This window comes from Herbaspirillum lusitanum, from assembly GCF_026127345.1.
Lineage (GTDB): Bacteria > Pseudomonadota > Gammaproteobacteria > Burkholderiales > Burkholderiaceae_D > Herbaspirillum > Herbaspirillum lusitanum.
On record NZ_QXFG01000002.1, the window covers coordinates 1 to 11619 of the forward strand.

Annotated in this window: 11 protein-coding genes; 8 read left to right on the top strand and 3 right to left on the bottom strand. The window is 62.9% G+C overall.

The window, feature by feature from the left end; all coding sequences use genetic code 11:
- Both DXT88_RS00325 and DXT88_RS00330 read left to right on the top strand, forming a co-directional pair.
- The coding region (locus tag DXT88_RS00325) for a CoA transferase subunit A (protein WP_265210900.1) at positions 1-689 on the top strand (689 nt) is incomplete at its 5' end.
- Positions 690-701: 12 nt separating this feature from the next.
- Positions 702-1352, top strand: a complete 651-nt coding sequence (locus tag DXT88_RS00330) for a CoA transferase subunit B (protein WP_265210901.1) — start codon at positions 702-704, stop codon at positions 1350-1352.
- Between the two features lie 127 nt (positions 1353-1479).
- On the opposite strand, the gene DXT88_RS00335 is transcribed toward DXT88_RS00330, so the two are convergent.
- Positions 1480-3219, bottom strand: coding sequence for a chloride channel protein (locus DXT88_RS00335; protein WP_265210902.1), 1740 nt, complete (start codon positions 3217-3219; stop codon positions 1480-1482).
- A gap of 275 nt (positions 3220-3494) precedes the next feature.
- Here DXT88_RS00335 and DXT88_RS00340 point away from each other — a divergent pair, with 275 nt between their 5' ends.
- The 4 genes from DXT88_RS00340 (at position 3495) to panE (ending at position 6291) form a co-directional block, all read left to right on the top strand.
- The gene (locus DXT88_RS00340; protein ID WP_016833826.1) at positions 3495-3833 is read left to right on the top strand and encodes an STAS domain-containing protein; all 339 of its coding nucleotides are present in this window, start codon (positions 3495-3497) and stop codon (positions 3831-3833) included.
- 304 nt (positions 3834-4137) lie between these two features.
- Positions 4138-4941 carry an SDR family NAD(P)-dependent oxidoreductase gene (locus tag DXT88_RS00345; RefSeq protein ID WP_265210904.1) on the top strand — a complete coding sequence of 268 codons (804 nt, stop codon included), beginning with the start codon at positions 4138-4140 and terminating at the stop codon, positions 4939-4941.
- 12 nt (positions 4942-4953) lie between these two features.
- Positions 4954-5334 (top strand): winged helix-turn-helix transcriptional regulator, encoded by a 381-nt coding sequence (locus DXT88_RS00350; RefSeq protein WP_321161085.1) that lies wholly within the window; start codon positions 4954-4956, stop codon positions 5332-5334.
- A gap of 24 nt (positions 5335-5358) precedes the next feature.
- A complete protein-coding gene (panE, locus tag DXT88_RS00355; protein WP_265210905.1) occupies positions 5359-6291 on the top strand; it encodes a 2-dehydropantoate 2-reductase in 933 nt (310 codons plus the stop codon).
- Between the two features lie 54 nt (positions 6292-6345).
- Here panE and DXT88_RS00360 read toward each other — a convergent pair whose 3' ends face one another.
- Positions 6346-7812: an efflux transporter outer membrane subunit gene (locus DXT88_RS00360; protein WP_265210907.1), complete on the bottom strand. Its 1467-nt coding sequence runs from the start codon at positions 7810-7812 to the stop codon at positions 6346-6348.
- A gap of 189 nt (positions 7813-8001) precedes the next feature.
- Here DXT88_RS00360 and DXT88_RS00365 point away from each other — a divergent pair, with 189 nt between their 5' ends.
- Positions 8002-9111 carry an HlyD family secretion protein gene (locus tag DXT88_RS00365; protein ID WP_265210909.1) on the top strand — a complete coding sequence of 370 codons (1110 nt, stop codon included), beginning with the start codon at positions 8002-8004 and terminating at the stop codon, positions 9109-9111.
- An 80-nt stretch (positions 9112-9191) separates the two neighbouring features.
- A complete protein-coding gene (locus tag DXT88_RS00370) occupies positions 9192-10700 on the top strand; it encodes a DHA2 family efflux MFS transporter permease subunit (RefSeq protein WP_407649252.1) in 1509 nt (502 codons plus the stop codon).
- 19 nt (positions 10701-10719) lie between these two features.
- On the opposite strand, the gene DXT88_RS00375 is transcribed toward DXT88_RS00370, so the two are convergent.
- The gene (locus DXT88_RS00375) at positions 10720-11586 is read right to left on the bottom strand and encodes an oxygenase MpaB family protein (protein ID WP_265210912.1); all 867 of its coding nucleotides are present in this window, start codon (positions 11584-11586) and stop codon (positions 10720-10722) included.
- Positions 11587-11619: the final 33 nt, after the last annotated feature.

Genomic DNA, 11619 nt, shown 5'->3' on the forward strand with positions numbered 1-11619 from the left:
CCGACGCGTCCAGCGCGTTATCCGACATCGTCAAGGACGGCCAGACGATTGCCGTCGGCGGCTTCGGCCTGTGCGGCATTCCTGAAGCGCTGATTGCGGCCTTGCGCGACTCCGGCGTGCAGAACCTCACGGCGATTTCGAACAACGCCGGGGTCGATGGTTTCGGTCTCGGCCAGCTGCTGACCACGCGCCAGATCAAGAAAATGATCGCTTCCTACGTCGGCGAAAACAAGGAGTTCGAACGCCAGTACCTGGCCGGCGAACTGGAACTCGAATTCACCCCGCAAGGCACGCTGGCGGAAAAGCTGCGCGCCGGCGGCGCCGGCATCCCGGCGTTCTTCACCAAGACCGGTGTCGGCACCTTGGTCGCCGAAGGCAAGGAAATCCGCGAGTTCGACGGCGCCAAGTACGTCATGGAACGCTCGCTGGTGGCCGACGTCTCGCTGGTCAAGGCGCACAAGGCTGACCGTGCCGGCAACCTGGTCTTCAACAAGACCGCGCGCAACTTCAACCCCAACGTCGCCATGGCCGGCAAGATCACCGTGGTCGAAGTCGAGGAACTGGTTGAAGTCGGCGAGCTCGACCCGGACCAGATCCATACCGCCGGCATTTTCGTGCACCGCATCGTGGTCAACGCCACGTCGGAAAAGCGCATCGAACAACGCACGGTTTCGGCTGCGGCGAAATAAGGAGATCATGAAATGGCATGGACCAGAGACGAAATGGCTGCGCGCGCAGCCAAGGAATTGCAGGACGGTTTTTACGTCAACCTCGGCATCGGCTTGCCGACCCTGGTGGCGAATCACGTTCCCAAGGATATTGAAGTCTGGCTGCAGTCGGAAAACGGCCTGCTCGGCATCGGCCCGTTCCCGACCGAAGACAAGGTCGACGCCGACCTGATCAACGCCGGCAAGCAAACCGTGACGACCATTCCCGGCTCGTCCTTCTTCGCGTCGGCCGACTCCTTCGGCATGATCCGCGGCGGCAAGATCAACATCGCGATCCTGGGTGCGATGCAGGTGTCGCAACAAGGCGACCTGGCCAACTGGATGATCCCGGGCAAGATGGTCAAGGGCATGGGCGGCGCGATGGACCTGGTGGCCGGTGTCGGTCGCGTGGTGGTGCTGATGGAGCACGTGGCCAAGGGCAAGGATGGCAGCATCTCGCAAAAGATCCTGAAGCAATGCAACCTGCCGCTGACCGGCGTGGGCGTGGTCAATCGCATCATCACCGATCTCGGCGTGATCGACGTGACGCCGCAAGGTCTGAAGCTGATCGAGCTGGCCACCGGCGTGAGCAAGGAAGACGTGATCGCGAATACCGAAGCGGAGCTCGACGTCAGCGCAGTGTGATCATGCAGCACCAATAAGCATCAGCAAGCATCAGCAAGCATCAGTTTGTTCTGCGTTCTCTTCGGAGAGCGAACGGCACAGGGGTCGAAGCCTGTGCCGTTTTTTATGCGCGTCTGATTCGTCTTGTTCAGCGCTGCGCCAGTCGTTCGCGCACGTGCTCTTCGTGGAATACCGTGTGCGCCGGTTTGACCAGGTCGCTGCGGCTGACGATGCCGATCAGTTGCAGTGACGAGGCATCGGCCACGACCGGCAGGCGCTCGACGTGATGTGCCGCCATGCGCCGCGCAATCGACTGGCAGGTTTCGGTGGAGAAGGCGAGCAGGGACGTGGACGACGTCAGCAGTTCACCGACGGGCGTGGCGGCGGCGTGCTTGTCGAGATGCCCGAGCAGGGTGTGGCGATCAAGCATGCCGATCAGCTTTCCCTTGTTGTCGCAGACCGGGAAGGCCCGATGTTGTTGCGTCGCGCCGAAGTAGACGGCAGCGATTTCCTCCAGACTGAGCGAAGCGGAAATCGTTACCGGCTCGCGCGTCATCACTTCTTCCACGAACATGCGTTCCTGCGGATCGACGCTGTACTCGCGATAAATGTGCAGGCCGCGCCGCGCGATCTTCTCGGTCATGATGGAGCGCCGCATGACCAGCACCGTGAAGCCGTAGGAAATCCCGGTCGCCAGCAGCAGCGGCAGGAAGGCGTTGAAGTCGCCCGTCAATCCCAGCGCAAACACTGCCGCCGTCAGCGGCGCACCGAGCACGCCGGACAGCACTGCCGCCATGCACACCAGCGGCCACAAGGTCGGATCGCTGCCGGGGACCACGTAAGCGATTGCGGTGCCCAGTCCTGCGCCCAGCATCAGCAAGGGCGCCAGCACGCCGCCGGAGGTGCCTGAACCGAGCGCAATCACCCAGATGATCGCTTTCACCACCAGCAAGGCCAGCACTGCCGACATCGCCAGGTGGTGGTTGAGCAGGTCGGCGATGACGTCGTAGCCCACACCCAGCGCGCGCGGTTCGAAATAGCCGCCGATGCCGACTGCCACCGCCCCTAGCGCCGGCCACCACATCCAGTGCAGCGGCAAAGCGTGGAAACGGTCTTCAATCCAGTACAAGGCCATCGACATCGCGGATGACAATGCGCCGCTCAGCAGGCCGGCGACGATGCACACCAGCAGCGCCGACAAGCCGACCGGATCGGTGTGCAACGGGAACAGCGGTCCCGGTTCCAGCAGCAACGGCCGCGCAAAACCGGCTACCGCGCAGGCCAGGATCACCGGCAACAGACTGCGTGGCCGCCATTCGAACAGCAGCAGCTCCACCGCCAGCAGCACTGCTGCAACCGGTGTGCCGAACACCGCGGTCATGCCGGCCGTGGCGCCCGCGACCAACAGGGTTTTGCGCTCGGCGGCGCTGACGTGGAAATGCTGCGCGATCAGCGAGCCGATCGCGCCCCCGGTCATGATGATCGGTCCTTCGGCGCCGAACGGTCCGCCGCTGCCGATGACGATGCCCGACGCCAGCGGTTTGAGCACCGCAACCTTGCCGGACATCTTGCTCTTGCCGAACAGGATGGCTTCGATGGCTTCCGGGATGCCGTGGCCGCGGATCTTGTCCGAGCCGAAGCGCGCCATCAGTCCGACGATCAGTCCGCCGATGACCGGCACGATCACCACCACGATGCCCAGCGTGTGGGTAGCGGGCGAGCGATCCGCAAGCGAGAACGTCTGGAAGAAAAACAGATTTGTAAAAAAATGGATCAGGTTCAGCAGCACGAAGGCAGCGACGGTGCTGATGCCACCGATGATGACGGCAATGCCGGCAAGAAAAAGTACACGGCGGTCGAGGCCGAAATCACGTTGGTGGCGGCGCATGGCGGGATTCAGAAGGGTGAGCAAAGAGGATGGCGTCCGGAAAACCGGAGCGGTTAAATATATCACAATGTGATGTATTTAATGAATTTGAGAAAAAACGATTCGGCGTTGGTATTTTTCCGCGGTTCAATGCGGAATATTTTCGTAATTCAGCGCTAATAAAATCGAGTTACAAAAAGATGAGGGGCGCTGGTAACGATTGGTAACCATTCGCGGCGCTCCGGTGCACGAGGCGCGTTCATAATACAAAGCCCTCACAACCGATGGAAGACACCATGAAGCTGGAAACCAGCCAAAATGACGGCGTGATGATCGTACGCGCCACCGGCCGTCTGGATGCCAATGGCGCCGGAGAATTTGTGGTTCAGTTGCGCGAGCAATGCGATGGTACGGCGAAAAAACTGATCCTTGATTTCAGCGGCCTGACCGAGCTCGGGTCGGCCGGATTACGGGTGCTGTATCAGCTCAGCAAAAAAGCCCAAGGCGCACGGGATTGTCTCCTGGTGGCCGGCATGCGCCCGTCCGTGCGCGAAGTCTTTGACGATACCGGCTTTGTCGCGCTCTACAAAGTTGTCGATACCGTCGAAGAATGCCTGCACGCCAGTCACGTGTAACACTGCGCACATTTTCTTCCCGCCGGGAGCTCCCCGCATCCGGATCAGGCCATAGCGCCACATCTCGCCCGTGAACCCGCACACATCGTGCATCACGCTGCACGCATTCTCCTCAGGTCATCCATCCGTTCTGACGCATCGTTGTCGGGGGGCGATCTCAGACATCGGGCATCGGGCCTCCGTTAGGCATTCCCTATCGTCCTGATTGAAACGATGAACTTGCTTGACTTTCGCCTAGTAACTATTATTATGAAAGTAACTGGCCGAATCGTCGGGCATTACCACTAACCTTTTGGAGAAAAAAATGAGCAACCCAACCAGCAACAAGCCCGGCACCGCCCTGATCACCGGCGCCTCGACCGGCATCGGCGCCACTTACGCAGACCGCCTGGCGCGCCGGGGCTACGACCTGATCCTGGTGGCGCGCGACGTCAAGCGCCTGGAAACGCTGGCCGCGCGCCTGCGCAAGGAAACTTCCGTCAAGGTCGACATCCTGCCTGCCGATCTGGTCAACAAGGCCGACCTGCTGAAAGTCGAACAACGCCTGCGCAGCGACGCCTCAGTGACCATGCTGCTCAACAACGCCGGCATGTCGATCTCGGGTGAGCTGGCCGACGGCGACATCGAACAATACGACGCCATGATCCAGCTCAACATCACCGCCGTACTGCGCCTGGCCGCAGCAATCGCGCCCGGCTTCATCGCGCGCAAGGGCGGCACGCTGATCAACGTCGCCTCGGTGCTGGCGCTGGCGCCTGAACTGTTCAACGGCGCCTACAGCGGCACCAAGGCCTTCGTGCTGAACCTGAGCCAATCGCTGCAAAAAGAACTGGGCAATCATGGCGTGCGCGTGCAGGCCGTGTTGCCGGGCGCCACCCGCACCGAAATCTGGGAGCGTTCCGGCACCGCCATCGAAAACCTGCCGGCCGAAATGCTGATGGAAGTGGACGATCTGGTTGACGCCGCGCTGGCCGGTCTCGACCTGGGCGAGCAAGTGACAATCCCATCGCTGCCCGACGTCGGCCAATGGGAAGCGCTGACCGCCGCACGTCACGCCATGGCCCCCAACCTGTCGCTCAGCAAGCCTGCCGCGCGCTATCTCAAGTAAGCCGATCCGCGCATGCGTCACAAATGCATAGCCGATGCGGAATGCCCCGTCGCTTGCACACTGCAGATGGTGGGCGAGTGGTGGAGCATTCTGATTCTGCGCGACTGCCTGCGCGGATTGACCCGCTTCGACCAGTTTCAGAAAAATCTGGCAATATCCCCCAACATGCTGACGCGCCGTCTGCAGACGTTGGTCGACGCCGGCCTGCTGGAGCGGCGCCGGTATCGCGAACATCCGCCGCGCTACGAATACATCCTGACTGAACGCGGCCGCGATTTTCGCATCGTGATCGCGGCGATGTACGACTGGGGCAGCCGCAACCTGCCGGTGGAAGGACAGGCAAATTTGCCGCGGCCTTCATCGTTGCCGGACAAGGATGCCGAAAACAATTAGTACGAAAAACGAGGAGATTCAGCAATGCGAATTCTGGTAGTGGGAGCCGGCGCAGTCGGTGGATATTTTGGCGGCCGCATGCTGGCGGCGGGACGTGATGTGACCTTCCTGGTGCGCGAGAAACGTGCGCAATTGCTGGCGCGGAACGGCCTGCAGATCAAGAGTCCGGTCGGCGACCTGGCGCTGAGCAATCCGCCCACGGTGCAGAAACAAAACCTGAAGCAAGCCTATGACCTGGTCATCCTGAGCTGCAAGGCCTACGACCTGAATGACGCCATCGATTCCTTCGCCGCCGCCATCGGCCCGGATACCGTCATCCTGCCGCTGCTCAACGGCCTGCAGCATCTCGACGTACTGGCCGCGCGCTTCGGCGCGGAAAAAATCCTCGGCGGCCAATGCGTCATCGCCAGCACCGTCGATGCCGACGGCGCCATTCGTCATCTGAATACTTTCCACGGCATGACCTTCGGCGAGCGCGACGGCGCCGCCTCGGCGCGCGTGCAGGCGATCGAACAACAACTCGCCGGCGCCGGTTTCGACGTCAACGCCAGCGCTACCATCCTGCAATCGATGTGGGAAAAATGGATCATGCTGGCGTCGCTGGCCGGCAGCACCAGCCTGATGCGTTCCAACATCGGCGACATCATGCAAGCCGCCGGCGGGCTGGAATTCGTCAGCGGCCTGCTCGATGAAGCCAGCGGCGTTGCCGCTGCCAACGGCCATGCGCCGGGCGGCCCATTCTTCGAACGCACGCGCAAAATGCTGACTGAAGCCGGCTCGACATTGACCGCCTCCATGTTCCGCGACATCGGCAACGGCGCGCGCATCGAAGCCGACCACATCATCGGCGACCTGCTGCGCCGCGGCCGCGAGGCGGCAGTCAAAACCGATCTGCTGCAAGTCGTCTACACCCATCTCAAGACCTACGAAGCGCGCCTGCTGAACCAGCCGGCCTGATCTTCCGCCGTGACGAAATGCATGCGCCTCCGAGCGGGGCGCATGCAATTTCTTCTACCATCCTCCGCCCAAGGAACGGAACGTCGACACCGCCGCACGTGCATCGTCGGCGCGCACCTGCGCCAGCTGATCGCGCGCGTGCAGCAGCAGGCGGTCTTCCTCCAGCACTTCGGTCAGGCTCAGCACGCCGCCCTGATAGGCGTCCTGCGCCACACTGCGCGCACGTTGTCGCGCCGCCACTTCATCGGCCAGCTCGGCGCTTTGCTTCTCCAGTTGCACCAGCGTCGCGATGGCGTTCTCGACGTCTTCGGTGGCGCGCAGGATGGATTGGCGATAGCGCGCCAGCGCCTCCCGGTTGACGCCTTTGGCGCGGGCGACTTCAGCATCGATGCGACCGAAATCGAACAGGCGCCAGCGCAATCCCAGTGCTGCCTGCGGCTGGAAACTGTCGGCGCTGACCAGGCCCGCCGCGCCCAGACTCTCAAAGCCGAGCAAGGCCGACAGCGACAGTTTCGGATAGTACTCGGCCAAGGCCACGCCGATGCGCGCATTCGACGCGGCCAGTTTGCGTTCGGCCGCCAGCACATCGGGACGGCGGCGCAGCAATCCGGCGCTGCCGTCGGCAACGCTGATGGCCGGCACTGCAATATCGTTGGCCGCACCCGTATCCAGTTCGCGCGCATAGGTGCCGGGCACCGCGCCCATCAATACATCGAGGCGATTGAGCTGGCGTTCGAGTTCGGCACGCAGCGGAGGGATGCCGGCGCGCGCCTGCGATAACTGCGCCTGGGCCAGGGCGTCTTCACGTTGATTGGACAAACCGTCGTGCAAACGCAACTTCACCAGTCCAAGCAACTTGTCGCTGGTCTGCACCTGATCTTCTGCGATGCGGATGCGCGCCTGTGCGCTGCGAATGCGGAAGTAGGCGTCCGCCGCCTCGGCCGCGATCGAGATGCGCACGCCGAGGTGGTCCGCTTCGGCGGCGTCGCGCTCGGCATCGGCCGCTTCGACGCCGCGCCTGAGCGAGCCGGCCAGGTCGGTTTCCCAGCTGGCGCCGACGCCGACGTCATACAAGGTCTGGGTGCGCTGATAGCCGGGGAAGCTGGATGCGATTTTGCCCAGCGGACTGTTGAGCGACTGGCGCTGGCGTCCCGCCTGGGTGTCCAGGCCGACTTGCGGCAGCCGCTCGGCGCCGGCGTGGCGCGCCGCCGCTTGCGCCTGCTCCACCCGTGCCAGCGAGGCGGCCAGATCGAGGTTCTGTTGCATCGCGCGCTGCACGATGCTGCTCAATACCGGATCGTTGAAGCCGGTCCACCACTGTTCGAGTTGCGGCATCGATGCTGCGGTTGTCGTGCGTTGCTCCAGCAACGACGCGTTGTGGAAGGCGCCGGTCGTCACCGCCGGCGCCTGGTAATCCGGGCCGCTGGCGCAGCCCGCCAGGAAGATTCCCGCCGCCAGCGCCATCGCCGTCAGGCGTGTCGTGCGCAGTGCGGTGATGCCTGTAGATGTGATGTTGCCCATGTCGCTTCCCCTGAACAAGTGTCGGATGTCGTGTTTTTAAAAGTTACTTGCAAAATGATAGTCTCTAGTTTAATCTAACTATCAAAATGAAAGCAACTAGCAGTTTCAACATTTTTTTGAAGTAAAAAATGCCGCAAGGCGACATCCATTGGGCGCAAGACAGACACTAGAGAAGGGCAGGGGTATCAGATGACAACGCAAGCAAATGCAGCAGCCGGCGGCAACGAAACCAATGGTGCCGCGCCGAAGGGAAAAAAGAGATTCATCAAATTCGCGGTGCCGGCGCTGGTCCTGCTGGCCGTGGCCGCTTATCTCGTTTATTGGTTTGCGGAAGGTCGTCATTGGGAGCACACCGATGATGCCTACGTCGGCGGCGACATCACCGTGATCGCGCCGAAGGTGCCGGGCAACATTGTCAAGGTGCTGGTCGCCGACAACCAGCGCGTCAAGGCCGGCGACCTGCTGGTCAAGATCGACGACCGCGATTACCTCGCGGTGCTGAACAAGCTGGACGCCGCAGTACAGGCGCAGCAAGCCGCGTTGGCCAACATCGATGCCGAGCGCCGCCTGCAGGAAGCCGTGATCGAACAGGGCAAGGCCGGCGTCGCCGCCAGCAACGCCGACCTCACCCGCACCCGCGACGACCAGGCGCGCTATCAAAGCCTGTCGTCCAGGGCGGCGGTGTCGGTGCAGAGCTTCCAGAAGGCCGACGCCGACTACAAGCAGGCGCAGGCCAACGGCCAGAAGGCGCAAGCCGGCCTGCTCGCCGCGCAACGCCAGCTCGACGTGCTTGCCACGCAAAAGCAGAAGGTCCAGGCGGCCCTGCAGCAAGCCATCGCCGAGCGCAACCTCGCCCAACTGAATGTCGGCTATACCGAATTGCGCGCCCCGGTCGACGGCGTGGTCGGCAACCGCCGTGCGCGCACCGGCGCTTACGCCGCCACCGGCGCGCAGCTGTTGTCGGTGGTGCCGGCGGAAGGATTGTGGGTCGACGCCAATTTCAAGGAAAGCCAGATCGCCCATTTCCAGAGCGGCATGACAGTGAAGATCAAGGCCGACGTCTTGCCCGGAGAAACCTTCCAGGGCCATGTCGCCAGCATCGCACCGGCCACCGGCGCGCAGTTCAGCATCCTTCCGGCCGAAAACGCCACCGGCAATTTCACCAAGATCGTCCAGCGCGTGCCGGTGCGCATCCTGCTTGACGGCGAAGCCGCACGTCTCGGCAAGCTGCGTCCGGGCTTGTCGGTGACGGCGGAAGTGGATGACCGCACAGTTAACTCCACCGGCAACCGGAGCTGACCGTGAGCGCCGCTGCCCTGGCTGCCCAGGCGCCCTCTGCCGAACTCACGCAAAAAGCCAAGATCCTCGCCTTCGCCACCATGTGCGTCGGCATGTTCATCGCCTTGATCGACATCCAGATCGTCTCGGCGTCGCTGGCCGATATCGGCGGCGGCTTGTCGGCAGGCGCTGATGAAACCGCCTGGGTGCAGACCAGCTACCTGATCGCCGAGATCATCGTCATTCCGCTGTCGGGATGGCTGGCGCGCGTGATGTCGACGCGCTGGTTGTTCAGCGCGTCGGCGGTCGGCTTTACCATCGCCAGCATGCTGTGCGGCTTTGCGTGGGATATCAACAGCATGATTTTCTTCCGCGCGCTGCAGGGTTTCCTCGGCGGTTCGATGATCCCGATGGTGTTCACCTCGGCGTTCTTTTATTTCTCCGGCCATCAGCGCGTGATCGCCGCCGCCACCGTCGGCGCGCTGTCGTCGCTGGCGCCCACGCTTGGACCCACCGTGGGCGGCTGGATCACCAGCAACTACTCGTGGCACTGGCTGTTCTTCATCAACCTGGCGCCGGGGATTTTTGTCGCGGTGGTGGTGCCGATGCTGGTGCGCATCGACAAGCCCAATCTGTCGCTGCTCAGGGGCGCCGACTATCTCGGCATGATCTTGCTGGCGGCCAGCCTCGGTTGTCTCGAATATTCGCTGGAAGAAGGTCCGCGGCTGGGCTGGATGGGCGACGACATCATCCGAACCACCGTGTGGATCGCCATCGTTGCCGGCGTCGGTTTCATCTGGCGCAGCCTGGCGTACGACAACCCGGTAGTCGATCTGCGCGCGCTCAAGGACCGCAACTTTGCACTCGGTTGCTTCTTCTCCTTCGTCACCGGCATCGGCATCTTCGCCACGGTGTACCTGACGCCGGTATTCCTGGCGCACGTGCGCGGTTTCAGCGCGCTCGACATCGGCCTGGCGATCTTTGCTACCGGCCTGTTCCAGATCTGTGCGATTCCGTTCTATACCTATCTGGGACGGCGCGTCGACCTGCGCTGGCTGATGATGTTCGGCATGGCCTGCTTTGCACTGAGCATGTGGAACTTCACGCCGATCACGCACGACTGGGGCTGGCGCGAGCTGTTGCTGCCGCAAGCCTTGCGCGGCTTCGCGCAGCAGTTTGCGGTGGCGCCGGTGGTGACGCTGACCTTGGGAGCGCTCAAGCCCGAGCGCCTGAAACAGGCTTCAGGCTTGTTCAACCTCATGCGCAATCTGGGCGGCGCGATCGGTATTGCGGTGTGCGGCACCATCCTCAACGACCGCACCAACCTGCATTTCCTGCGGCTGGCGGAACATCTCAACAGCGCCAATGAATCGATGAACAACCTGCTGCAAAACACCGGCGCCAACATGCTGGCGTGGGGACTCGACGGCGGCAGCGCACCGACCGGAGCCCTGCAGCAATTGTGGAAGCTGACCATGCGCGAAGCGCAGACGCAAACCTTCGCCGATGCCTTCCTGGCGGTGATGGCGTGTTTCCTGGTGGCGATCGTGCTGATCCCGTTGATGCACAAAGTGGCGCCGCCGAAAGCGCCGTCAGCCGATGCCCACTAAATCGACTCCTTGATCCGGATCAGCCGGCCATGCGCTGACGTGCAAGCTGGGCGGAGCTCTGACGCACCGCCCAGCGCACCGGCTTCGCCGCCAGACCGACGGCGCGTTGCAGCAGTGCTTGTTGCAGCGGCCGCAACGGCGTCATCCCCAGTTGCTGCTTGGCCCAGTCGGGCAGCAAGTCCACGCCGGCGCGCGTCATCAGGCGCGTAAACGGCAACGCCAGCGCATTCGGCGCCGGCGCATTCAGCACCAGCTCCACCGTCTTGAGCGTGCGCTCTTCGCAACGCAACTGCGGGCGCATGCTGTCGATATAACTTTCCAAATCCTTCAGATTGCGCGGCACGTCGATGGCGCCGAGCTGCTCCGCGACCAGCGCGATTTCATCGAGGTAGCGATTTTGCATCGCCAGGCTGAAGTCCGGATTGCGATAGCGCACGTAGGCACGCAGAAAGCACCACACCTCCGCCGCATGCACCCAGGTCAGCAGCGCCGGATCGTCGGCGGAATACGCGCGTCCGTCCGCCGCGACGCCGCGTACGCCGGCGTGGATGCGGCGCACGCGTTCGATCAGGCGGGCGGCGTCGGCGCTGCTGCCGAACGTGGTTCCCGCGATAAACTGCGCGGTGCCGCGCAAGCGGCCAAGCATGTCTTGCTGAAATGTGGAATGATCCCACACGCCCGCCAGCGGCAGCGGGTGCAGCATCTGCAATAACAGAGCACCGATGCCGCCGATCAGCATCGAAGTGAAGTCGCTATGTACCTGCCAGCAGGCCGAATCCGGACCGAACAGGCCGGGGTCGCCCTTGGGCAGCCGGAAGTCCGGGCTGCCGGGCGGGCGGCTGATGCTGATGACGCTGGCTTCGATACGGGTGCGCAGGGCTTCCATGGGGTTTCTCGCAGGACGGGATGTCATGGTAAG